At 65.4% G+C, this 21,195-nt stretch carries 27 protein-coding genes; 17 read left to right on the forward strand and 10 right to left on the reverse strand.

Going from position 1 to position 21,195, the window contains the following annotated elements; translation table 11 throughout:
• Nucleotides 1–114: 114 nt before the first annotated feature.
• Nucleotides 115–306: a type II toxin-antitoxin system HicA family toxin gene (locus ACIQ3B_RS13570; protein ID WP_397403429.1), complete on the forward strand. Its 192-nt coding sequence runs from the start codon at nucleotides 115–117 to the stop codon at nucleotides 304–306.
• Nucleotides 307–308: 2 nt separating this feature from the next.
• Here the strand turns inward: ACIQ3B_RS13570 and ACIQ3B_RS13575 are convergent, their stop codons facing one another.
• Nucleotides 309–536 (reverse strand): DUF1902 domain-containing protein, encoded by a 228-nt coding sequence (locus tag ACIQ3B_RS13575; RefSeq protein ID WP_397403431.1) that lies wholly within the window; start codon nucleotides 534–536, stop codon nucleotides 309–311.
• Nucleotides 537–796: 260 nt separating this feature from the next.
• Between ACIQ3B_RS13575 and rplU the strand changes: the two genes are divergently transcribed.
• The 16 genes from rplU to ACIQ3B_RS13655 all read left to right on the forward strand — a co-directional run bounded on the left by rplU (nucleotide 797) and on the right by ACIQ3B_RS13655 (nucleotide 14,308).
• Nucleotides 797–1,360, forward strand: a complete 564-nt coding sequence (gene rplU, locus ACIQ3B_RS13580) for a 50S ribosomal protein L21 (RefSeq protein ID WP_397403433.1) — start codon at nucleotides 797–799, stop codon at nucleotides 1,358–1,360.
• A gap of 35 nt (nucleotides 1,361–1,395) precedes the next feature.
• Nucleotides 1,396–1,674 (forward strand): 50S ribosomal protein L27, encoded by a 279-nt coding sequence (gene rpmA, locus ACIQ3B_RS13585; RefSeq protein WP_397403435.1) that lies wholly within the window; start codon nucleotides 1,396–1,398, stop codon nucleotides 1,672–1,674.
• Nucleotides 1,675–1,812: 138 nt separating this feature from the next.
• Nucleotides 1,813–2,220 carry a GNAT family N-acetyltransferase gene (locus ACIQ3B_RS13590; protein ID WP_397403437.1) on the forward strand — a complete coding sequence of 136 codons (408 nt, stop codon included), beginning with the start codon at nucleotides 1,813–1,815 and terminating at the stop codon, nucleotides 2,218–2,220.
• Nucleotides 2,221–2,239: 19 nt separating this feature from the next.
• The gene (locus ACIQ3B_RS13595) at nucleotides 2,240–2,785 is read left to right on the forward strand and encodes a biotin transporter BioY (RefSeq protein WP_397403439.1); all 546 of its coding nucleotides are present in this window, start codon (nucleotides 2,240–2,242) and stop codon (nucleotides 2,783–2,785) included.
• Nucleotides 2,782–3,819 (forward strand): GTPase ObgE, encoded by a 1,038-nt coding sequence (gene obgE / locus ACIQ3B_RS13600; RefSeq protein WP_397403441.1) that lies wholly within the window; start codon nucleotides 2,782–2,784, stop codon nucleotides 3,817–3,819. The genes ACIQ3B_RS13595 and obgE overlap by 4 nt, the downstream gene beginning before the upstream one ends.
• Nucleotides 3,816–4,943, forward strand: a complete 1,128-nt coding sequence (proB, locus tag ACIQ3B_RS13605; RefSeq protein ID WP_397403443.1) for a glutamate 5-kinase — start codon at nucleotides 3,816–3,818, stop codon at nucleotides 4,941–4,943. The genes obgE and proB overlap by 4 nt, the downstream gene beginning before the upstream one ends.
• A gap of 29 nt (nucleotides 4,944–4,972) precedes the next feature.
• A complete protein-coding gene (locus tag ACIQ3B_RS13610; RefSeq protein WP_397403445.1) occupies nucleotides 4,973–6,541 on the forward strand; it encodes an aldehyde dehydrogenase family protein in 1,569 nt (522 codons plus the stop codon).
• 13 nt (nucleotides 6,542–6,554) lie between these two features.
• Nucleotides 6,555–7,205 (forward strand): nicotinate-nucleotide adenylyltransferase, encoded by a 651-nt coding sequence (locus tag ACIQ3B_RS13615; RefSeq protein ID WP_397403447.1) that lies wholly within the window; start codon nucleotides 6,555–6,557, stop codon nucleotides 7,203–7,205.
• 56 nt (nucleotides 7,206–7,261) lie between these two features.
• The gene (gene rsfS / locus ACIQ3B_RS13620) at nucleotides 7,262–7,681 is read left to right on the forward strand and encodes a ribosome silencing factor (protein ID WP_397403476.1); all 420 of its coding nucleotides are present in this window, start codon (nucleotides 7,262–7,264) and stop codon (nucleotides 7,679–7,681) included.
• Between the two features lie 244 nt (nucleotides 7,682–7,925).
• Nucleotides 7,926–8,966, forward strand: coding sequence for an aspartate-semialdehyde dehydrogenase (locus ACIQ3B_RS13625; RefSeq protein WP_397403449.1), 1,041 nt, complete (start codon nucleotides 7,926–7,928; stop codon nucleotides 8,964–8,966).
• Between the two features lie 10 nt (nucleotides 8,967–8,976).
• The gene (gene rlmH / locus ACIQ3B_RS13630; protein WP_397403451.1) at nucleotides 8,977–9,441 is read left to right on the forward strand and encodes a 23S rRNA (pseudouridine(1915)-N(3))-methyltransferase RlmH; all 465 of its coding nucleotides are present in this window, start codon (nucleotides 8,977–8,979) and stop codon (nucleotides 9,439–9,441) included.
• Nucleotides 9,441–10,277, forward strand: coding sequence for a murein hydrolase activator EnvC family protein (locus tag ACIQ3B_RS13635; protein WP_397403453.1), 837 nt, complete (start codon nucleotides 9,441–9,443; stop codon nucleotides 10,275–10,277). The genes rlmH and ACIQ3B_RS13635 overlap by 1 nt, the downstream gene beginning before the upstream one ends.
• A 105-nt stretch (nucleotides 10,278–10,382) precedes the next feature.
• Nucleotides 10,383–11,780: a S41 family peptidase gene (locus ACIQ3B_RS13640; RefSeq protein WP_397403454.1), complete on the forward strand. Its 1,398-nt coding sequence runs from the start codon at nucleotides 10,383–10,385 to the stop codon at nucleotides 11,778–11,780.
• A gap of 81 nt (nucleotides 11,781–11,861) precedes the next feature.
• Nucleotides 11,862–12,995, forward strand: a complete 1,134-nt coding sequence (locus ACIQ3B_RS13645) for a divergent polysaccharide deacetylase family protein (RefSeq protein WP_397403456.1) — start codon at nucleotides 11,862–11,864, stop codon at nucleotides 12,993–12,995.
• A complete protein-coding gene (locus tag ACIQ3B_RS13650) occupies nucleotides 12,992–13,483 on the forward strand; it encodes an RNA pyrophosphohydrolase (protein WP_397403458.1) in 492 nt (163 codons plus the stop codon). Before ACIQ3B_RS13645 ends, ACIQ3B_RS13650 begins: the two co-directional genes overlap by 4 nt.
• A gap of 78 nt (nucleotides 13,484–13,561) precedes the next feature.
• On the forward strand, nucleotides 13,562–14,308 hold the full coding sequence (locus ACIQ3B_RS13655) for an alpha/beta hydrolase (protein ID WP_397403478.1): 747 nt from the start codon (nucleotides 13,562–13,564) through the stop codon (nucleotides 14,306–14,308).
• Nucleotides 14,309–14,311: 3 nt separating this feature from the next.
• Here ACIQ3B_RS13655 and ACIQ3B_RS13660 read toward each other — a convergent pair whose 3' ends face one another.
• The 9 genes from ACIQ3B_RS13660 to ACIQ3B_RS13700 form a co-directional block, all read right to left on the reverse strand.
• Nucleotides 14,312–14,530, reverse strand: coding sequence for a hypothetical protein (locus tag ACIQ3B_RS13660; RefSeq protein ID WP_397403460.1), 219 nt, complete (start codon nucleotides 14,528–14,530; stop codon nucleotides 14,312–14,314).
• A gap of 38 nt (nucleotides 14,531–14,568) precedes the next feature.
• Nucleotides 14,569–15,195 (reverse strand): hypothetical protein, encoded by a 627-nt coding sequence (locus ACIQ3B_RS13665; RefSeq protein WP_397403461.1) that lies wholly within the window; start codon nucleotides 15,193–15,195, stop codon nucleotides 14,569–14,571.
• Between the two features lie 96 nt (nucleotides 15,196–15,291).
• On the reverse strand, nucleotides 15,292–15,558 hold the full coding sequence (locus ACIQ3B_RS13670) for an ATP synthase F1 subunit epsilon (RefSeq protein ID WP_397403463.1): 267 nt from the start codon (nucleotides 15,556–15,558) through the stop codon (nucleotides 15,292–15,294).
• A gap of 4 nt (nucleotides 15,559–15,562) precedes the next feature.
• A complete protein-coding gene (gene atpD, locus ACIQ3B_RS13675; RefSeq protein ID WP_397403465.1) occupies nucleotides 15,563–17,116 on the reverse strand; it encodes a F0F1 ATP synthase subunit beta in 1,554 nt (517 codons plus the stop codon).
• Nucleotides 17,117–17,137: 21 nt separating this feature from the next.
• The gene (locus ACIQ3B_RS13680) at nucleotides 17,138–18,010 is read right to left on the reverse strand and encodes a F0F1 ATP synthase subunit gamma (RefSeq protein ID WP_397403467.1); all 873 of its coding nucleotides are present in this window, start codon (nucleotides 18,008–18,010) and stop codon (nucleotides 17,138–17,140) included.
• A gap of 29 nt (nucleotides 18,011–18,039) precedes the next feature.
• Nucleotides 18,040–19,572, reverse strand: a complete 1,533-nt coding sequence (gene atpA, locus ACIQ3B_RS13685) for a F0F1 ATP synthase subunit alpha (protein WP_397403469.1) — start codon at nucleotides 19,570–19,572, stop codon at nucleotides 18,040–18,042.
• Nucleotides 19,573–19,577: 5 nt separating this feature from the next.
• On the reverse strand, nucleotides 19,578–20,132 hold the full coding sequence (locus ACIQ3B_RS13690; protein ID WP_397403471.1) for a F0F1 ATP synthase subunit delta: 555 nt from the start codon (nucleotides 20,130–20,132) through the stop codon (nucleotides 19,578–19,580).
• A gap of 173 nt (nucleotides 20,133–20,305) precedes the next feature.
• Nucleotides 20,306–20,617, reverse strand: a complete 312-nt coding sequence (locus ACIQ3B_RS13695) for an addiction module antidote protein (RefSeq protein WP_397403472.1) — start codon at nucleotides 20,615–20,617, stop codon at nucleotides 20,306–20,308.
• Nucleotides 20,614–20,910: a type II toxin-antitoxin system RelE/ParE family toxin gene (locus ACIQ3B_RS13700; protein WP_397403474.1), complete on the reverse strand. Its 297-nt coding sequence runs from the start codon at nucleotides 20,908–20,910 to the stop codon at nucleotides 20,614–20,616. Before ACIQ3B_RS13700 ends, ACIQ3B_RS13695 begins: the two co-directional genes overlap by 4 nt.
• Between the last annotated feature and the right edge of the window lie 285 nt (nucleotides 20,911–21,195).

The following is a 21,195-nucleotide window of genomic DNA, read 5'->3' on the forward strand; positions in this document are numbered from 1 at the left end:
AGCCGTCGGCAGCATCTGCGACCTCTACGATCCCGATGAATGCTGGAATTTCTTCAAGGCCGCCGGATATACGTCACATTAAACGCACGATGCTCTAGGCCATCTCACCCGTCCATGCCCACCTACTACCCCGACCTCCTGAAACTCATGCGGGCGCACGGCTGCGAGCAGCGGCCCGGTGGCAAGGGGAGCCATGAAAAGTGGTGGAGTCCGATAACCGGCAGAGTCGTCATCGTACCCCGCACCAAAAGCCGCCACACAGCCAATAGCGTCCTGAAGGACCTGGGTATCGACGCCAAATTCTAGGCTCAGGCGACCGCCACTTCGCGGGCGCCCTGGGCGCGGAAGTCGATCAGGATGCGGGCGTCGTGAATGCCGACGTTCTCGGCTAACATTTCAGGGGCCAGCGCCATGGCCAGCTCTTCAAACTCACCGAGGGACTCGGCCTCAACATGGAGACCTGGAATATTGCTTTCGGAGACCCAGACGCCAGCCTCGGCGTCCCATGTCGCAGCTACAAAGTATGAGGTCGGCATTGGTGTTCCAATCGGTCCCTCACTCTGATGGGGACGGCTTCGGCGTGTCAACAATAGCCACGATGAATGCGGCGGCTTAAGGACAGGTTCAGGAACGGGTGTCGAGTGCTTAGTGCGCCGGCAGAATGGCCCCATGCCCCACACCCTCGCCGTTGACTCACACCAATCCGGCTGTATAACCGCCCACCTCTCGCCCGTGAGCCAACTCTCGGGCGCGTTTTCTATTGCAAACACACACTTTAGTACCGAAGGCGCGAACGATGTACGCGGTGATCAAGACCGGCGGCAAGCAGTACCGGGTCAGCCCCGGCGACCTGCTGGTGGTTGAAAAGCTCGAAGGCGAACCCGGCGCGGCCGTGGCGTTTGGCGATGTGCTGATGCTGGGCGACGGCGAGGCCGTGACGGTCGGCGCTCCCCTGGTGGACGGCGCCTCGGTGGCCGCGACCCTGGTCGAAACCCGCAAGGGCGAGAAGGTGAAGATCTTCAAGAAGATCCGCCGTCAGGGCTATCGCCGCACCCGTGGCCATCGCCAGCATGAGACCGTGCTGCGCGTGGTCGGCATCACCGCCAACGGCGCCGAGACCAAGTGGGACGGCGTGGTGGACATGACCACCAAGGCCGAGCTTGACGCCCGCGCCCGCGGTCTGGACTTCGCGACGCTGAACCTGCCCTGGCAGAGCAAGGCCGAGAAGGCCGCCGCCGCCAAGGCTGTCGACGCGGCCCCGGCTGTCGAAGCCGCCGCCGAGGCTGCTCCGGCCGCTGCACCCAAGAAAGCTGCTGCGCCGAAGAAGGCCGCCGCCAAGAAGGACACGTCGGCCGAGTAATCGGGCGGCTCAACGGTTAGGAACAGGAGCACACAATGGCTCACAAGAAATCAGGCGGTTCATCCCGCAACGGTCGCGACAGCGCCGGCCGCCGTCTCGGCGTCAAGAAGTTCGGTGGCGAGGCGATCAACGCTGGCTCGATCATCGTGCGCCAGCGCGGCACCAAGTTCTTCCCGGGCGAGAATGTCGGCATCGGCAAGGACCACACCCTCTTCGCGCTGATTACCGGCGCGGTGAAGTTCGTAACCAAGCGCAATGACCGCTGCTACGCCACCGTCGTCCCGGTGGACGCCAAGGTGATGGCAGCCGAATAGGCGGAACCTTCCTTTCGGTTCCGCCCTCTCTTCACAGATGGCGGACCGGCAAGACGACCCAGCGGGGAGTCCGGTCAGCCGGGCTCCCCGCTTTCGTTTCGTTTTGGACCCCCGACAAGAGGGGTCGGGAGGTAGGACATGTGCATCCAGTCGATCTTGCCGCAGGTGGCCACGCCGCGTCTGATCCTGCGCGCGCCGGTCATGGCTGAGGCGTCGGCCAGGGCCGCGGTGGCCTTTGACATCGAGCACCGCCAGTTCGGCGCCATCGGGCGGCTGGACTTCCATGAGGCCGTGCCCAGGCGCCCGGAACTGGACGTCTGGCTGGAGGGGTCGTTCCGGGGCCGGGGTTACGGGACCGAGGCGATGACCGCAGGCCTGCGCTGGGCGAGCCAGGCGTGGCGGCGCGGCGCGGTGTGGTCCGGCCATGCGGCAGATGATCAAGCAGCGGGACAGGCGCTGTGCAAGGCGGGCTTTCTCTATACCGGCGATGTGGTGCGGCGGGCCGAGGCGGCGGCGCCCACCCGCATGATGGTCTGGCTGGCCTGACGTGGTAAGCGCTTCGCCCATGCCCGCCGCCACGTTTTCCAAGCGCCTGAGCGCGCTGTCGCCGCCCTGGCAGGGCGTGGCGGTGGCGCTCGGGGCCGGCCTGATGGCGCTGGCCTCGCAGCTGGCCATTCCCCTGCCGGAGGGGGTGGGTGTGCCGATCACGCTGCAGACCTATGCGCTGCTGGTGATGGCGGGGCTGCTGGGCGCACGGCTGGCGCTGATCGCGGTGCTGGTCTGGCTGGCGATCGCCGCGCTTGGCGCACCGGTGCTGGCCGACGGGGCCGGCGGCTGGCGGGCGGTGACCGGCATCACGGCGGGCTTTCTGGTGGGCATGGCGGCGGCGGCCTGGATCTGCGGGCGCGGCGCCGAACGTGTCTCGGGGGTATGGCCGCTGGCGGCGCTGTTCCTGGCGGGGCAAGTGGTGGTGTTGATGCTGGGGTGGGCGGGGCTGGTCTCGTTCATGGACCCCGGCTCGGCGTTCGAATATGGCATCATGCCGTTCCTGCCCGGCGCCGTGGTGAAATCGCTCGCCGCCGCGCTCACCGTTCGATGGGTCGCCCGATGAAGTTCCTCGATCAGGTCAAGGTCTATGTGAAGAGCGGCAACGGCGGCGGCGGGGCCGTGTCGTTTCGCCGCGAGAAGTTCATCGAGTACGGCGGGCCGGACGGTGGCGACGGCGGGCGCGGCGGCGACGTCTGGATCGAGGCGGTGGAGGGGCTGAACACCCTGATCGACTTCCGCTACGCCCAGCACTTCCGCGCCGAGACGGGCGTGCACGGCATGGGCCGCAACCGCCACGGCGCCAATGGCGCCGATGTGGTCCTGAAAGTGCCGGTCGGCACCGAGGTCCTCGACGAGGACAAGGAACTGATCATCGACATGACCCACCTCGGCCAACGCGTCCTGCTCGCCCGCGGCGGCAACGGCGGCTTCGGCAACACCCACTTCAAGGGCCCCATCAACCAGGCCCCCAAACATGCCAACCCCGGCCTTGACGGCGAAGAAAAAGCGATCTGGCTTAGACTAAAGCTTATCGCAGACGTCGGACTTGTTGGCTTGCCTAACGCTGGAAAATCTACATTTCTTGCTGCATCAAGTGCTGCAAGACCCAAGATTGCAGCCTATCCATTCACCACCTTGACGCCAAATCTTGGAATGGTGGACCTTTCTATTGGCGAGCGCTTCGTCATTGCTGATATCCCCGGGCTGATCGAGGGCGCCAGCGAAGGTGTGGGCATCGGCACGCGGTTTCTGGGCCATGTGGAGCGCACCGCAGTGCTGGTTCATCTGGTTGACGGCACCCAGGATGATGTGGCCCAGGCCTGGCGTACGGTGCGGCACGAACTTGAGGCCTATGGCGAAGGTCTGGAGGACAAGGACGAGATCCTGGCGCTGAACAAGATCGACGCGATGGATCCCGAGACCCAGGCTACGAAGGTCGCCGAGCTCGAGGCCGCCGCTGGCGTGAAGGTCCGGCTGGTGTCCGGTGCGGCCGGACATGGCGTGACCGAGCTGCTTCGTGAAGCCTACGCCCTGGTGCGGCAACGCAAGAGTGAAGCCGCCGCCGAGGGGGCCCCGCCCGAGGATTGGGCGCCTTGAGCGAACTGGCCACAGCCAAACGCATCGTCATCAAGGTCGGCTCCGCCCTTTTGGTGGGCCCCGATGGCGCGGCGGATGCCGCCTGGATGGCTGACTTCGCCGCCGATCTGGCGCGGATGCGCGCGCGCGGTCAGCAGGTGCTGGTTGTGTCGTCCGGTGCGGTGGCCCTCGGACGCAGGCGTCTTGGCCTCGGCAAACGCATCAGCCTGGCCGAGAAGCAGGCCGCCGCCGCCGCTGGCCAGTCGGCCCTCATGCGGGCCTGGGAGACGGCGCTGGAGCCGCACGGACTGGCCTGCGCCCAGATCCTTCTGACCCGTGATGACACCGAGATGCGCCGTCGCTGGCTGAACGCGCGCGCCACCCTGGATGCGCTGCTGGCGCTGGGTGTGATCCCGGTGATCAATGAGAACGATACGGTCGTCACCGAGGAGATCCGGGTTGGCGACAATGATCGCCTGTCGGCCCGCGTGGCCCAGCTGGTGGGCGCCGAGGCGTTGGTGCTGTTGTCGGATATCGAAGGGCTCTACACCGCCGATCCCCGTCGTGATCCCACCGCCGCCCACATCCCGCGGGTCACGCACCTGACGCCCGAAATCGAGGCGATGGCCGGCGGCGCCAATACGACGGCGGGTGTGGGCACCGGTGGCATGGCGACAAAGCTGGCGGCAGCACGGATTGCCGCAGCGGCCGGCTGCGCGACCTTCATCACGCTGGGCACCCGCCCGGGTCCTCTGGCGGCGGTGGAAGAGGGCGCAAGAGCCACCGTCATCGAACCCGACACCACGCCGGCAGCGGCCTACAAGGCCTGGATCGCCGGCTCCCTGTCGCCGACCGGTGCGCTGATTGTCGATGCCGGGGCGGCAGCGGCGGTGCGTCGTGGCAAGAGTCTGCTGGCTGCGGGCGTTACAGCCATCGAGGGTCGCTTCGACAAGGGAGACGCCGTATTGGTCCGTGACGAGGCAGGGGTGGAGATCGCCCGCGGCCTGATCCGATATGTCGACGAACACGCCCGGCGGATCGTTGGCCTGAAGTCGGCGGCGATCGAGCCGGCGCTCGGCTATACCTCCGGGCCGATGATCCATGCCGACGACCTCGCTCTAGCGGCGAGCCCACAGAGCGCGTAAGGCTCATTTGGAGCAAAAGGGTCGCCGCCGTGGACGACGCATCGTCAAGTCGAGCTGTTTCCGCCGCCCGTACGGGCCGGCTTGAAGCGCTTGCGCCCGGTCAGGCCATCCCTTTCGCAGGTGACCGCGTCGCTTTTGTCACATCTGAGCTGGCCGCTGCCTTCCGCCCGGGTGATCGGCTGGTGGTCGTGCAGGACACCGGCGATCTGTTGCATATTCCGCAGACCGAGGCCCGTGCCGCCGCCGCCGCTGTCGAATGCGCGGCAGCCGCCTTCTCCCGGATGGGGGAGGTCAGCGACGCCGCGATCACAGCCTTTTTCGAGGCGTTCGCCCGACGGCTGCAAGACGATGCCGTCTGGTCCGCCATCGCCGCCGCCAACCTTGGCGACGTCGAGAGCGCCCGGGCGCGAGGCCGCTCCACCACCCGTCTGGCCGTCTCGGAGACCATGCGACGCGACATGGTCGAGGGGCTCAGGGTCTGGCGCGACGCAGAGCCGCCGCGCGGCCGGTTGCTGGAACGCATCGAGCACCCTGGCTGGATCGTAGACCAGGTCGTGGCCCCCTTGGGCGTGGTCGGGTTCGTATTCGAAGGTCGTCCCAATGTCTTCGCCGACGCCACAGGGGTGATACGCGCAGGCAACACCGTCGTTTTCCGAATCGGGTCCGACGCTCTCGGCACCGCGCGCGCCATTGTAAGTCAGGCGCTTGACCCGGCGCTGGCGGAGGCCGGCTTACCCCCGGGATCTGCGGTTCTGGTCGACAGTCCCGCCCATGCCGCGGGCTGGGCCATGTTCGCTGACAATCGGCTGGCGCTGGCTGTGGCGCGCGGGTCGGGTCCGGCCGTCGCCCAACTGGGCGCGATCGCGCGCCAGGTCGGGACGCCCGTCAGCCTGCACGGCACGGGCGGCGCCTGGCTGGTGGCGGATGGGACCGCTGACGCTGACCGGTTCTTTGCCGCCGTCTACCATTCGCTGGATCGCAAGGTCTGCAATACGCTCAACGTGTGCTGCATCGTGGCGTCGCGGGCTGCTGACCTCTTGCCGGTATTTCTGGATGCGCTGGCCCGGGCCGGAGAACGCCGTCGTGGCTGCAAGCTGCATATGTCCGAAGCGGATCTGGTGCGACTGCCTGAGCCATGGCGGACGGGCCGGGGAACCGTCATCCGTGCAGAGGGTCCGGTGGAGGAGGCGCTCGTCGATGTGCTCTCCGAGGCCCAGCTCGGTCGGGAGTGGGAATGGGAGGAGACACCGGAGGTCAGTCTCAGGATCGTCGATAGCATGGATGACGCGGTTGGACTGTTCAATGCCCACAGCCCACGTTTCGCCGCGACGCTGATCGCCGAGGACCGCGCCGCCCATGCCCGCTTCTACGCCACGATTGATGCGCCGTTCGTGGGCGACGGGTTCACCCGATGGGTGGATGGCCAGTACGCGCTGAACCGCCCGGAACTTGGTCTCTCCAACTGGCAGAACGGGCGGTTGTTCGCCCGGGGCGGTGTGCTGGCGGGCGATGGCGTCTTCACGGTGCGGGTGCTGGTGCGTCAGTCTGATCCGGGCCTTGATCGCGGGGGCGCGACCACTCCGCCCCGCGCCGGTTAACCCCCGGATGCCCATGTGGTTCGCAGGTCCGGCGCGGCGCTCGCCGCTCGCCGGTCGGCCCCAGGCGCTCAGGCTGGGGTTCGACCTGAAACGCGGCATGACGGTGGGCCTGTATGGCGGATCGTTCAATCCCGCCCACGACGGCCATGCTCACGTCGCCGAGACCGCCAAGCGCCGGCTAGGCCTTGACCGGGTGATCTGGCTGGTCTCTCCGCAAAATCCGCTGAAGTCGCGCCACGAGACCGCCGACCTCGCGGCGCGGCTGGCCGGCGCGCGGACTCTGACTCAAGGCTACGGTATGGTGGTGGCGGCCGTGGAGACCAAGCTCGGCTCCAACTACACCATCGATACGATCCGGGGCCTGAAGGCCCGGTTTCCGGGGGTGAAGTTCGTCTGGATCATGGGCGCCGACAGCCTGGCTTCCTTTCATCGCTGGAAGGGCTGGACCCAGATCATGCATGAGGTTCCAATTGCAGTGGTCTCACGGCCCTGGATCTCGCTGAAGAGCCGCTTTTCACCGGCGGCGGTGCGCTTCTCCCGGTTCCGGAAGTCGCCCCAGAGCGGACCCCGACTGGCCTATGCCAAGACGCCAGCGTGGACGTTCCTGTTCGGTCGTTTCCACTTCCAGTCCTCCACAGCGCTCAGGGCGCGTCGCAAAGGCTGACCGGGCGCGCGTTCTGTGCTATACACCTTCCGGCGAGGACAAGAGGAGTTACCCCGCTGGACCCCAAACCTGCGTCACGTGCGCAAAAGGCCGCCGCGAGAGCCGAGGCCCCACAAGACATCGACAGCCGCATCACTGCTGTCGGGGATCTCATCCTTGGCCGTCTGGACGATGATAAGGCCCAGGATGTCGTATTCATCGATCTCAAGGGTAAATCCCCGGTCGCCGACAGCCTGATCGTGGCGTCCGGCCGTTCGCAGCGGCACGTCGGCGCAATGGCCGATCACCTGCTGCGCGCACTGAAGGAAGCTGGCTATGGCAAGTGCCGGGTTGAGGGTCTGCCCAGCGCCGACTGGGTGCTGATTGATACAGGGGATGTGATCGTCCACCTGTTCCGTCCTGAGGTCCGCAGCTTCTACAATATCGAGAAGATCTGGTCCGTGGACTCCGCCCACCGGGGTCTGGCGGTCGGCTGATCGCGCCTGCCCGATCCCCGACTCCAGGCTTTACAGTGCCAATCCATGCCTGTAATGGCCGGCACCATGTTCGCGAATACGCAGAAAATTAGCCGCAAAATGACCCGCTTCGGCGGGGCGTTTGCGGCTGTGTGCGGGTTCTGATCGCAACATAACCGCAAAGCGCTCCGCCCGATGTGCGGGGCGCGGCGCTTTTCCAAAGCCGAACACCACGCACACGGGCCTCAACCCTCAAGAGGCTCCCATGCTGACCCAACCGTCCTATCGATCCCTGCGAAACCCCTCGGTTGCCATTGTCGGCGCCACCGGCGCCGTGGGCGTCGAACTGGTGAAATGCCTGGAGGCGCGGGGGTTCCCGGCGTCCAGTCTCCGGCTGCTCGCCTCTGTAAGGTCTGCGGGCCGGCAAATCCCCTATCGCGGCGAAGCCGTGTTGGTGGACGTGCTGAACGCCGACAGTTTCGTCGGGGTCGACCTGGTGTTCTTCGCCGCCGACGCAGACACATCGAAGATCTATGCGCCCCTCGCGGTGACCGCCGGCGCCGTCGTCATCGACAACTCCTCGGCCTTCCGGATGGATCTGGATTGCCCACTGGTCACGCCTGAGGTGAACCTCGAGACCCTGGTGGGCCACCGAGGGATCATCGCCAATCCCAATTGCGTGGCGATCCTGGCCTGCGTCGCCATTGCGCCGCTTCAGCGCCGGTTTGGTCTGCGACGCCTGCAGATCGCGACCTATCAGGCCGCCTCCGGGGCGGGGCAGCCAGCGATGGAGGAACTGGCCGCGTCCACCCGCGCGCATCTGGCCGGCGAGGCCTATCCGCCGCAGGTGCTGCGCCACCCCTACGCCTTCAACCTGTTCAGTCACGACGCAGAGGTCGATCCGCAAACCGGCTACAACGGCGAGGAGCTCAAGGTCATCGCAGAGACCCGTCGGATCCTCGGCAGCTTCAACCTGCCCATCGGCGTGACCTGCGTCCGGGTACCCGTGCTCCGGGCGCATTCCATGGCGCTCAGTCTTGAGCTGGACGCCCCGGTAGCCCCGGCGGCGATCACCGAAGTGCTGGCCGAGGCCCCGGGCGTGAGGGTGGTCGATGACCGCGACGCCAACCACTTCCCTATGCCTGTAGAGGCGCAGGGGCAGGGCGACGTGCTGGTGGGCCGCATCCGGCGCGACCTGGGCGATCCCTCGGGCCGTTCTGTGGCGCTGTTCCTGGCGGGCGACCAACTGCTAAAGGGCGCAGCGCTCAATGCGGTTCAGATCGCCGAGCAGTTGCTGATCGCGTAAGCTCGGTCGCGTGAAGATCGCAGTCGTCGCCATCGGCCGATTGGCCCGCTCTCCGGAGAGCGGGCTGGTAAAGCTGTACGTCGACCGGGCGACGGCGGCGGGCCGCGCGCTGGGCCTGGGTCCTGTTGAGGTCATCGAGGTCGAGAGCCGCAAACCCGGCAAGCTGGCCGAGGCCGAGGCTCTGCGTCCACACCTGGTCGATGCTCACGTGATCGCGTGCGATGAACGCGGCAGGACCCGGGCCTCCCGCGTCTTCGCCGAGGAGATCGCGACGCTCCGGGATCGTGGCGTACGCCGGCTGGTCTTCCTGGTCGGCGGCGCTGACGGTCTGGCTCCCGAGCTTGCGCAAGCCGTTCAGGGCAACCTGGCCTTCGGGCCTCAGACATGGCCCCACGCACTGGCGCGAGTGATGCTCTGTGAACAAATCTATCGAGCAGTCTCGATTCTCGGCGGATCGCCGTATCATCGGGATTGATGCGACGGATTCTGCTCCTTGGCGCTGTGGGCGTGATGCTGGTCGGCGCGGCCGCGATGGCTGCGACGACCGAAAAGCTGACGCGACTGAATATCGCAGAAACCGAGCTGGCGGTTGATCAGGGCGTCAACATGCACCGTCTGTCGCGTCTGCTTTCGGTGCTGGAGCAGTTGAGTCGCGATCCGCCGCCGGCCCTGCTGGTTTCGCCGGAAGACGCGCGTGATGCGGTTCGCGCCGCGATCCTCGTCAAGGCCATCACACCGGAACTTCAGGCTCGCGCACAGGGATTCGCCGAAAACGCCACGGAGGTGATGCGCCAGCGCCGGCTTGCGGCAGCGCAGAGCGAGGCCCTTTTTGAACGCGACAGCCTGATGGCGGACTCCCAGCCGGTACCTGACACGGTGACCGGGATCGGCATGGGGCGCAATGGATCTGAAGTCCTGACGCCGCCTGACCGTCTGATCGTTCCGGTCAAGGGTGCGGTGATCAGCCGGTTTGGCGCCGAGGTCGCCGGGGGAGGCCGATCCAATGGCCTGACGTTCAGGTCTGACAGGGGTGAACGTGCTTTGAGCCCCGCCGCCGGGCTGGTTCAGTATGTGGGGCCGGTGAAAGGCTGGGATGTCATCGTGATATTAAGACTAGCCGGTGGATATCATCTCGTGCTTGCTGGTCTGGAACGAACTTCGGTCCAGGTCGGACAGTCGGTTACGGAAGGTCAACCTCTGGGCTGGGCCACAGGCGGGCGACAGTCCGGCGCGGGGCTCTATCTGGAAGTCAGGGAGCAGGGGTCACCCGTGGACCCCTCCCGCTGGCTCGGCCGGAACCGGCAGGGGTAACGAAATCCGGGCAGAAACATCACAGGCTGATTGCGGCCTCAATGCCGTTGTTACAGTCTGTGTGGCTGGCGGCGACATCCGCCCACAGGGAGTGTTAGGCAGGCCATGAAGACGTATCTCATGATCGGCGCTTCGGCGTTCGTGCTCGGCGCAGGATCCATGGCCTATGTGAGCCAGGCGGCCATGGCGGCAGCGCAGCCCCAGGCCAAGACCTATCGAATGCTCGGCCTCTTCGGCGATGTCGTGAAGATCATCGAAAGCCAGTACGTCAGCGAGGTGGACGACACCAAGCTGATCCAGTCCGGCATCGACGGAATGTTGACCTCACTGGACCCCCACTCAGGCTATCTCGACCCGGAGTCCTTCGACGACATGCGCGATCAGACGCGCGGCGAGTACGGCGGCCTTGGCATCGAGGTGACCAGTGAGGATGGCGTGGTCAAGGTGATCTCGCCCATGGACGGCACGCCTGCCTTCCGCGCCGGAATCAAGGCTGGCGATTACATCACGGCTGTGAATGGCGAGAGCGTTCTGGGACTGACTGTGACCGAGGCGGTCAAGCAGATGCGTGGCAAGCCGGGTGAGACCGTAGCCCTGACGATCGCCCGGGAGAAGACCGATCCCTTTGACGTCAAGCTGATCCGCGAAGTGATCAAACCCAAGTCCGCGTCGGCCCGGATGGAGGGTGACTATGGCGTTCTGCGCGTCGGCGCCTTCAACGAGAAAACCACGGACGAGGCCGAAGCCGCCTTCGCCGAGCTGAAGGCGAAGAACCCCAACATCAAGGGCCTGATCCTCGATCTGCGCAACAATCCAGGCGGGCTGCTCGATCAGGCGGTGGGCATTTCGGACCTGTTCCTGGAGGGCGGCGAAATCGTGTCCCAGCGAGGCCGCGATCCACGCGATGTGGAACGCTATAACGCCCGTCCGGGCGATATGACCGGCGGCTTGCCTCTGGTGGTGCTGATCAACTCCGGCTCGGCCTCGGCGTCCGAGATCGTCGCCGGCGCATTGCAGGACCGCAAGCGCGCTGAACTGGTGGGGACCACCAGCTTCGGCAAGGGCTCCGTCCAGACTGTGATTCCACTCAGGGGCGGCGTCGATGGCGCGCTCAAGTTGACCACTGCGAAATACTACACACCTTCCGGCCGCTCGATCCAGAAGACCGGCATCGAGCCCAATCTCGAGGTCGCACTCACCCGCGACGAAGCCCAGATCATTGCCAATCGGGCATTCCAGTTTTCGGAGGCCTCGTTCAAGAATGCGCTGAACGCCGACGAGGGCAAGGTGCGTCGGGGCGCCCACCAGCCCGCCGAGGCGCCGCCGGAGACCTTCGACGCCAAGAAGGACTTCCAGATCACCCGAGCGACCGATGTGCTTCGCTATGGATCGGTGGCCCTGACGCCAAAGCTGCCCAAACCTACCGCGCGGATGGCCGAAGTGGTGAGCAAGGCCAGGATCGCCGAGGCCAAGCCCGCCGCGGCCACACCCGCACAGAAATAGTCTCTCGCAGGCGGCGTTCGGGCGCGGGCAATGGCGCGTTAACCATGTCCGACTATGTCGTCCGTTGAGGAGTGCCGACCCTTGGCCGCTATCGCCCTGCCCAAAATCAAGCTGCCCGGGTTCAAACTTCCGCCGGTGGAAGTCGGCAAGCTGGTGCGCAATCCGCTGGTCGGGTTGATCGGCGCGGCGCTGATGTTTCTGGGCGCCGTTGTCGCCGTGTTCGCCTTGCTGGGCCCGATGGGCGCCGCAGACCATTTCCGGGCGCCTCTTGAGCCAGTGTTTCGTGAGGCGCCCGATGGTTGGCGCGACGCCCTGAGACCCGCGAAGGGTGCTCCTCGCATCTATGAAGACGTGGTCCGTCTGTCCGAACGTCCGCTGTCGCCCAACCGCGCGGCGCCCAGGCCTGCGACGCCAGGCGCAATGCCTGTGTTTGCGGGCGGCGCACTGCCGCCGGCCCCAATTCTGGGGTTTTCCTCGCCTAGCCCGGGCGGCCTTCTGCCGATCATCGCCGCCGATGGTCGCACGCCGGCCCAGGTCTATGCGCGCCCGTTTACAGCCAATGGACGCCCCAAGGTCGCCCTGGTGATCGGCGGTCTTGGGCTCAATCCGCGTACGACCCAACAGGCGATCGATACATTGCCGCCACAGGTGACGCTCTCGTTCGTGGTCTATGCTGAGGGTTTGCAACGCTGGATCGACATGGCTCGCGCGCGGGGCCATGAGGTTCTGCTCGAAACGCCGATGGAGCCGGAGAATTATCCCGACAACGACCCTGGCCCATACACCCTGCTTGCCGATGGCCAACCGTTGGAGACGGTCAAGAAACTGGAGTGGATCCTGTCGCAGGCCAGTGGTTACTTCGGCCTGACCAACTATCTGGGGGCGCGGTTCCTTGGCAGCCCCGCCGCCTACGACGCCTTCGCCAGTTCCGTTCGCGGACGCGGCCTGGCTTTCGTCGACGACGGGACGGCGGCGGGCAAGGCGGGCGGTATCCCTCGGGCATCGGCGGAGCGAGTGATCGACAGCAAGCGCTCGGGCGCCGATATCGACCAGCAATTGGCCGCTCTTGAAGCAGGCGCCCTGCAACGGGGACAGGCGCTTGGGTCTGGTTTCGCTTATCCGATCACGCTGGAGAAGGTCGCGGCATGGGCGGCTTCGGTGGAGGAGCGGGGATATCAGCTGACTCCGGCATCTGCGTTGACCGTCAAGCGATGAACGATCTCGACCTCTATCGACCCAACGTCGGTGTCGTGCTGTTCCACATCGACGGGCGGGTCTGGATCGGTCGGCGGGTCCAGACGCCTGCGCCCTACAATTGGCAGTTCCCGCAGGGCGGCATCGACGAGGGGGAGGATCTGGAGGCCGCAGCGCGACGCGAACTCGCAGAGGAAACCGGCGCCGTCAGCGCCACCGTCCTGGGCCGTACCGAGGGCTGGATCGTCTATGAGTATCCGGATGGCTTCGCCGGCTCGAAACGGGCGAGGGGCTTCAAGGGTCAGAAGCAGGTCTGGTTCGCGTTCCGTTTCGAGGGCGATGAGGCAGAGTTCGACCTAGGCGCCCACCATGAACCTGAGTTCGAGGCCTGGCGTTGGGCCGATCTGGCGGAGACGCCCGAACTGATCGTGCCGTTCAAGCGAGCGACGTACGAAGCGGTGGTATCGGCCTTCCAGCCATTTGCCGCGTCTGGTGTTTCGACACGCTGATTCCTTCCCCCTATCGGCGGCAATCCGGCTAGAGTTGCGGCTCGGGGTTCACTTGAGGGGGAGAGCGCCTTGCCAACAGTGGTCATGGTTCACGGCGCTTTCTGCGGTGGCTGGGCTTTCGAGCACTTCTGTGGAGCCTATGAGGCTGCGGGCTGGACCGTGCTGACACCGGACCTTCCCGGGCGCGGCGTCGGTCGATCGGCGGCCGGGCTTTCGGTCAGCGACTATGCGACGAGCATCGTAAAGGTTTGCGAATCCCTCAGTGAAGCACCCGTGCTCCTGGGCCATTCAATGGGTGGGCTGATCTGCCAGCTGGCGGCGCGACGGGCTCAGGCGCGGGCGTTGGTTCTACTTGCGCCGTCCGCGCCCTGGGGGATCCACGGCTCGACAATGGAGGAGGCTGCGACCGCGTTCGGTGTTCAGCTGGCCGATCCATTCTGGATGGGATCGGTGGCGCCGGATCGCGGCCTGATGCGCTCGCATGGCCTCGACCGCGTACCGAGGGCCCGACAGGCGGCTATACTGGATCGTCTTTGCCCGGAGAGCGGGCGCGCGATCCGCGAGGTCCTCAACTGGTGGCTGGATCCGTTCATGAGCACCAGCGTTGGCGCTGGCGTACTGCCGATGCCCTCGCTGGTGATCGCCGGTGAGCGCGATGTTGTTCATCCGGTCTATACGGTCCGACAGACGGCAGAACGGATTGGCGCGACCTATGCCGTCATGCCGGGCATGAGCCACTGGCTGATCGGTGAGGACGGCTGGGAAACCGTGGCGGGCGCCACACTCGATTGGCTGGCCACGCAGCCGCTCCCGGTAAGCGCCTGACGGTCACGCCGGAGGCTTTTGGCGTCCTATCGCCCAACGAATCAGGCCGATCCCGGATACCAGCACCCACGCCCCTTCCATCGCCACCGCCGACAGGTTGAACGCCTCGGTGAACAGCGAATAGAGGATCGCGCTGGCCCCCAGCAGGTTAGCCAGCAGCGAGGCAGGCTTCTTGGGATCCAGTCGGCCCATGGCCGCGCCAGCATAGGCAATCAGGATCACAAAGACGCCGACCAGGCCGGCTGCGTCCGCCAGGGTGATCAGAACTTGCGTTCCTGGTACTGCATTGTCGCCGTGTCATACTTGGGGCTGAGCGGCGTATCGTCCGGCTTGCGCACTGTTGAGAAGTTTAGGCCGATGCTGTCGGTCGACGTCAGGTACTCCCACGAGCGGCGCACGCGCTTCAAGCCATCAGGATCCTGGGCCTGCGTGTAGTTGGCGGTGGGATCGAGCGGCGGTTGATGGACAAAAGCCCAAACGTTCAGCGCCTTGGCCACTTCGACGTCCTGTCCCATCGCATAACGGAACTCGGTCAGGCAAACGCCCTTGTTTGAACCCGGCGGAAACAGGATGACCGAATAGCCCTTTTCGGCGCCGAGTTGGCGGGTCCAGGTGCCTTCCCGGCGGTTAAGCTTATAGCCGTTGGCCTTGGCCAGCACGTCCAGCTTTTCGCCGCGCACAGAAGGCTTGCAGATTTTTTCAAGCACCGCGATCGCTTCCGCTCCGTTTCCGGTAGTCGGCAGGGTCGGGGCTGGAGGCGCGATCTCAGGCGCCGGTACTTCGTCCGGGGCCGGGGGCGCGGCGGCGGGCGCAGCGCTTTGTTCCTGTGCATTGACGGCCGTGGCGATGCCGACGGCGAGGATAAGACTGGAGACGGCGAGACGCATGGAGAGGTTCCCTGACTTCAGCGCGGCATCAAACTTGAGCTAGGCGTCCGAGGCAAGGCCTCAACGCGGCAAAATTACGGCAATAATATCCAATGCCTACTTCGTGGTCGCTTCGGCGTGCTCCGCCAGGATGGTCAGGCCGTCCGGGGTCACATCGGCGAACCCGCCCCGAACCTCGTACACCGTCACTGCGCCATCGCTGTGTACGCTGACGAGACCTTCCTTCAGCGCCGTCATGAACGGCGCATGGCCAGCCAGAACGCCAAAGCCCCCTTCGGAACCGGGCGCATCCACCTGGTCCACGAGACCGGAGAACAGCTCGCGTTCCGGTGAGACCAGGGAGAAGTGAAGCTTCTCGGCCATACCCTTAAGCTTCCTGCGCCAGCTTCTCGGCCTTGGCGACCGCATCTTCGATCGTACCGACGTTGAAGAAGGCCGGTTCCGGCAAATGGTCGTATTCGCCGTCCACCAGCGCCTTGAACGAACGGATGGTGTCTTCCAGGCTCACCAGCACACCGGGCGTGTTCGTGAACTGCTCGGCCACGTGGAACGGCTGAGACAGGAAGCGGCTGATCTTGCGGGCGCGGGCGACCGTCAACTTGTCCTCTTCCGACAGCTCGTCCATGCCCAGGATCGCGATGATGTCCTTCAGGGCCTTGTAGGCCTGCAGGGTTTCCTGAACGCGACGAGCGACATTGTAGTGCTCCTCGCCAATCACCAGCGGGTCCATGATCCGCGACGTGGAGTCCAGCGGATCCACGGCCGGGAAGATGCCCTGGGAAGCGATATCGCGGCTGAGCACGGTGGTCGCATCCAGGTGGGCGAACGAGGCGGCAGGCGCCGGGTCGGTCAGGTCGTCGGCGGGCACGTAGATGGCCTGCACCGAGGTGATCGAACCCTTGGAGGTCGAGGTGATCCGCTCCTGGAGGTTGCCCATCTCGGTGGCCAGCGTCGGCTGATAACCCACGGCCGAAGGAATCCGTCCGAGAAGCGCCGACACTTCCGAACCGGCTTGCGTGAAGCGGAAGATGTTGTCGATGAAGAGCAGAACGTCCTTGCCCTCTTCGTCGCGGAAGTACTCGGCCTGGGCAAGGCCTGTCAGGGCGACCCGGGCGCGGGCGCCGGGAGGCTCGTTCATCTGACCGTAGACCAGGGCGCACTTGGAGCCTTCGGTCGAACCATTGTTCTCGCGGGGGTCCATGTTCACGTGGGACTCGATCATCTCGTAGTAGAGATCGTTGCCTTCGCGGGTGCGTTCACCCACGCCGGCCAGCACCGAGTAGCCGCCATAGGCCTTGGCGATGTTGTTGATCAACTCTTGCATGGTCACGGTCTTGCCGACGCCGGCGCCGCCGAACAGACCGATCTTGCCGCCCTTGGTGTAGGGGCAGAGCAGGTCGATAACCTTGATCCCCGTCACCAGCACTTCTGCCGACGTGGTCTGCTCGGCGAAAGACGGCGCCTCGCGGTGGATCGAGGCCGAGAATGGCGAGTTGATCGGGCCGGCTTCATCGATGGGATCGCCGATGACGTTCATGATGCGGCCAAGGCAGGCCGGGCCCACGGGCACGGTGATAGAACGGCCGGTGTCATACACGGGCTGGCCGCGGGTCAGACCCTCGGTGGTGTCCATGGCGATGGCGCGAACAGTGTTCTCACCCAGGTGCTGGGCGACTTCCAGCACGAGGCGGAAGGGCTCGCCCGTACGCTGGTCGGTGTTCGTGGTTTCCAGCGCGCTGAGGATCGCCGGCAGGTGGCCGGTGAACTCGACGTCGACGACGGCGCCGATGATCTGCACCAGCTTGCCGGTGGCGACGGCCTGGGTGGCGGTCGCTTTCGGAGCAGAGGCGGCCTTGGCAGGCGCCTTTTTCGCAGGGGCCTTGGCGGCGGCGGGCTTCTTGGCGGCGGTGGTGGTGGCCATGTCTGGTTCTCTCGGTTCGGCTTAGATCGCTTCGGCGCCGGAGATGATCTCGATCAGCTCCTTGGTAATCTGCGCCTGGCGGGCTCGGTTCATTTGCAGGGTCAGGCTGGCGATCATGTCGCCGGCATTGCGTGTAGCGTTGTCCATCGCCGTCATCTGGGCGGCGAAGAAGCCGGCCTGGTTCTCGAGCATCGCCGAGAACAGCTGGGTGGTGATGTTGCGCGGCAGCAGGTCGGCGAGGATGGTTTCCTCGTCCGGCTCATACTCATAGGACGCGCCCTTGAGGTCGATGGTCGGAGCGCCGGCCTGGATCTCGGCTGGGATGAGCTGGCGGACGGTCGGTATCTGCGTGACCACCGACTTGAACTGGCTGAACACCAGATGGACCACGTCCACCTCGCCGGCCTCGAACATGTCGCGGATCTTGCCAGAGACCTGTTCGGCCACAGCGAGAGACGGATTCCCGCCGACCTCGAAGTCGCCGACGATGCGGGTGGCGTGGATCCGGCGCAGCTGGTCGCGGGCTTTGCGCCCCACGGTCAGGACTTTGACGTCCTTGCCGGCCGCCAGCAGACCATCGATCTTCTGACGCGCGGCGCGGACGATGATGGTGTTGAACCCGCCCGCCAGACCGCGGTCCGAGGTGGCGATCACCACCAGATGGCGCTGGTCTGACCCGGCGCCGACCAGGAGCTTTGGCGCTCCATCGCCTGACACGCCCGCCGCCAGATTGGCAATCACAGCGGCCATGCGTTGTGCATAGGGCCTGGAATTCTGGGCGGCGTTCTGCGCGCGGCGCAGCTTCGCCGCCGCCACCATCTGCATCGCTTTCGTGATCTTCTGCGTGGCTTTCACGCTTCCGATCCGATTGCGCATTTCCTTGACGCTGGCCATCGCCGGCTACTCGCTCCCTGCGACGGTCGTTAGGCGAAGATGTTGGCGAAAGCGGCCAGCACGGACTTCAGATCGTCCTCGACGTTCTTCAGGTCCTTCTCAATGCGGATCTTGTCCAGCAGGCCCTGGTGCTTGGCGTGCAGGTGGCTGATCAGTTCGCGCTCGAAACGGCCCACCTGGGCGGTCGGGATCTTGTCGAGGTAACCGCGGGTGCCCGCGTAGATCACCGCAACCTGCTCTTCGACCGAAAGCGGCGAGTACTGGGGCTGCTTCAGGAGCTCGGTCAGGCGTTCGCCGCGGGCCAGCATGCGCTGGGTGGCGGCGTCCAGGTCGGAGCCGAACTTGGCGAAGGCGGCCATTTCCCGGTACTGGGCCAGCTCGCCCTTGATGGGGCCGGACGCGGCCTTCATCGCCTTGATCTGTGCGGACGAGCCCACGCGGCTGACCGAGATGCCGACGTTCACGGCGGGGCGGATGCCCTGGAAGAACAGGTCGGTTTCCAGGAAGATCTGGCCATCGGTGATCGAGATCACGTTGGTCGGGATATAGGCCGACACGTCGTTGGCCTGGGTTTCGATCAGCGGCAGGGCGGTCAGCGACCCCGAGCCGTTGGCTTCGTTCAGCTTCGCAGCCCGCTCCAGCAGGCGGCTATGCAGATAGAACACGTCGCCGGGATATGCCTCGCGGCCCGGCGGACGGCGCAGCAGCAGCGACATCTGGCGGTAGGCGACGGCCTGCTTGGAAAGGTCGTCATAGATGATGACGGCGTGCATGCCGTTGTCGCGGAACCACTCGCCCATGGCGCAGCCCGCGAAGGGGGCCAGGAACTGCAGCGGCGCTGGCTCGGAGGCGGTGGCCGACACGATGATCGTGTAGTCCAGGGCGCCGCGCTCTTCGAGGGTCTTGACGATCTGGGCGACCGTGGAGCGCTTCTGGCCGATGGCGACGTAGATACAATAGAGCTTGGCGCTCTCATCCGTGCCGGCGTTGATCTCTTTCTGGTTCAGGATCGTGTCGATCGCCACGGCGGTCTTGCCGGTCTGGCGGTCGCCGATGATCAGCTCGCGCTGGCCACGGCCGATCGGGATCAGGGTGTCGATGGCCTTCAAGCCGGTCTGCACCGGCTCGTGCACCGACTTGCGCGGAATGATCCCCGGCGCCTTCACGTCCACGCGGCGACGCTCGGCCACATTCTTCAGCGGGCCCTTGCCGTCGATCGGCTCGCCCAGCGGGTTGACGACGCGGCCCAGCAGGCCCCGGCCGACTGGCACATCCACGATTTCCGACAGGCGGCGCACTTCGTCGCCTTCCGAGATCGCCTGATCCTGACCGAAGATCACGACGCCGACGTTGTCGCGCTCGAGGTTGAGCGCCATGCCCTTCACGCCGGCCTTGGGGAACTCGACCATTTCGCCGGCCTGGACATTGTCCAGTCCATAGACGCGGGCGATGCCGTCACCGACGGACAGCACCGAGCCGACGTCGGATACGTCGGCTTCTTCGCCGAAGTTGGCGATTTGCGACTTGAGAATGGCCGAAATTTCGGCGGCGCGGATGTCCATGTGTCTTACGCTCTCTTGAGGGCGAACTTGAGGGAGTCGAGCTTCGAACGGAGCGAAGCATCAAACAGACGGGAACCGACCTTCACCTTGATCCCGCCCAGGATGGCGGGATCGACGCGGGTCGTGATTTCGGGGTCTTTGCCCAGTGACTGGCGGAGCGCGGCGGCTACTCCCTTCTCCTGGACGGCGCTGAGCACCACAGCAGTTGTCACCTCGGCGAACACAGCGCCGCGAGCGTTGGCCGACAGCGTGGCGAAGGCGGTGATAACGGCCGGCAGGGCGGCCGCGCGGCCATTCGCGGCCAGAAGGCCAAGGAATTTCTTCGTGGTCGCACCGAACTTCGCCTTGGCGGCGATGCCGGCCAGGCCCTTGGCCTTGTCGTCGGAGCCAAAGGTGGGCGAGCCCAGCAGGGTGCGCAGATCTTTCGAATCGGCGAGCGCCGCCTTCAGCGAATTGAGGTCAGCCTCAACGGCGGCCACTTCCTTCTGGTCGTTCGCAAGGTCGAACAGAGCCTGGGCGTAACGGGCGCCCACATTCGACAGGTTGGAGTCTTCGGCCACTGATATCCGCCCGGGTCGCGTTTCACGAGCCGCAAACGGGTCAGTCCGCTGCGGCTAAAGGCTTGAAAGCGCTTGAAAAAAGCACTTCGGTCCGAGAGCCGTAATCTGCCCCTGTCCCAAAGCCGCGCGCCTACTAGCATGCGTTGTTGTGCGCCGCAACTGAGGGGGCGACGTTACGTAGCGGCGCCCGGGGGTCTCTCCTGAGCGACCTCGGGCGTCAGCCGCACACCAAGCGCACGCAAGACCTTGAGTACGGTCGCGAACTCGGGGCGCCCGTCAGGACTTAGCGCGCGATATAGCGCCGGGCGCGCCAGACCGGTGTCGCGTGAAAGCTGGGTCATCCCCCGCGCCTTGGCGACAACGCCCAGGGCGTCTGCGATCACGGCCTGCTCCCCGGTCTCGAAGGCGGCAGCAAGGTACTCCGCGACCGCCTCGGGCGTGTCGAGATACTCTGCTGGGTCGAATGGACGCAGGTCCAGGGTCACTCATCAATCTCCCGAGCCAGCGCCTTGGCCCGCGCGATGTCGCGCACCTGGCTGGCTTTGTCACCGCCACACAAAACCACGATGAGAACCTCTCCCCGGCGCACAAAGTAAACCCGATAGCCAGGTCCATAGTCGATCCGGAGCTCCGACAAGCCGTCGCCAACCGGCTTCACATCGCCCGGATTGCCCAGGGCCAACCGGCGCAGGCGTTCGGCAATCCGAGCCAGGGCCCTGCGATCTCGCAGATCCCTCAGCCACTTAGAGAAGACCTCGGTTTGTAGAACCTGGACCACAAAGATATGTAACTTCTGGGAGACACTTTCGCAAGGGTCCCGTTAGGGGACTTACCGAAGGCTAAGGCCTTTCTGGCTGATAGGAATGCAGTCTCGTCAACGCGCGAGGACGCTGGACGGATCAATGGATAGCGTGTCGATGGGTACCGCCGGAAAAAGGGTTAAGTAAAGTGTTGTCTAATTGGTTTCACGGTTGCCTCAGGTTCGTTGTTGGACTGACCTTGGTCTATGGTTGTCTACGGGGTCATGGCCTGGCTGGGGAGCCTTGATGGCCGTGCCGCAAGA

The organism is Phenylobacterium sp., assembly GCF_044358365.1.
Classification (GTDB): Bacteria; Pseudomonadota; Alphaproteobacteria; order Caulobacterales; family Caulobacteraceae; genus Phenylobacterium.

Excerpts from the sequence above, each read along its gene's own strand:
- ACIQ3B_RS13590 (WP_397403437.1), top strand. The coding sequence starts at position 1,813 with ATGTGCATCCAGTCGATCTTGCCGCAGGTGGCCACGCCGCGTCTGATC.
- ACIQ3B_RS13595 (WP_397403439.1), top strand. The coding sequence starts at position 2,240 with ATGCCCGCCGCCACGTTTTCCAAGCGCCTGAGCGCGCTGTCGCCGCCC.
- rpmA (WP_397403435.1), top strand. The coding sequence starts at position 1,396 with ATGGCTCACAAGAAATCAGGCGGTTCATCCCGCAACGGTCGCGACAGC.
- atpD (WP_397403465.1), bottom strand. The coding sequence starts at position 17,116 with ATGGCCACCACCACCGCCGCCAAGAAGCCCGCCGCCGCCAAGGCCCCT.
- ACIQ3B_RS13575 (WP_397403431.1), bottom strand. The coding sequence starts at position 536 with ATGCCGACCTCATACTTTGTAGCTGCGACATGGGACGCCGAGGCTGGC.
- rplU (WP_397403433.1), top strand. The coding sequence starts at position 797 with ATGTACGCGGTGATCAAGACCGGCGGCAAGCAGTACCGGGTCAGCCCC.
- obgE (WP_397403441.1), top strand. The coding sequence starts at position 2,782 with ATGAAGTTCCTCGATCAGGTCAAGGTCTATGTGAAGAGCGGCAACGGC.
- ACIQ3B_RS13670 (WP_397403463.1), bottom strand. The coding sequence starts at position 15,558 with ATGGCCGAGAAGCTTCACTTCTCCCTGGTCTCACCGGAACGCGAGCTG.
- ACIQ3B_RS13635 (WP_397403453.1), top strand. The coding sequence starts at position 9,441 with ATGCGACGGATTCTGCTCCTTGGCGCTGTGGGCGTGATGCTGGTCGGC.
- ACIQ3B_RS13680 (WP_397403467.1), bottom strand. The coding sequence starts at position 18,010 with ATGGCCAGCGTCAAGGAAATGCGCAATCGGATCGGAAGCGTGAAAGCC.
- atpA (WP_397403469.1), bottom strand. The coding sequence starts at position 19,572 with ATGGACATCCGCGCCGCCGAAATTTCGGCCATTCTCAAGTCGCAAATC.
- ACIQ3B_RS13665 (WP_397403461.1), bottom strand. The coding sequence starts at position 15,195 with ATGCGTCTCGCCGTCTCCAGTCTTATCCTCGCCGTCGGCATCGCCACG.
- ACIQ3B_RS13640 (WP_397403454.1), top strand. The coding sequence starts at position 10,383 with ATGAAGACGTATCTCATGATCGGCGCTTCGGCGTTCGTGCTCGGCGCA.
- ACIQ3B_RS13650 (WP_397403458.1), top strand. The coding sequence starts at position 12,992 with ATGAACGATCTCGACCTCTATCGACCCAACGTCGGTGTCGTGCTGTTC.
- ACIQ3B_RS13570 (WP_397403429.1), top strand. The coding sequence starts at position 115 with ATGCCCACCTACTACCCCGACCTCCTGAAACTCATGCGGGCGCACGGC.
- ACIQ3B_RS13615 (WP_397403447.1), top strand. The coding sequence starts at position 6,555 with ATGTGGTTCGCAGGTCCGGCGCGGCGCTCGCCGCTCGCCGGTCGGCCC.
- ACIQ3B_RS13625 (WP_397403449.1), top strand. The coding sequence starts at position 7,926 with ATGCTGACCCAACCGTCCTATCGATCCCTGCGAAACCCCTCGGTTGCC.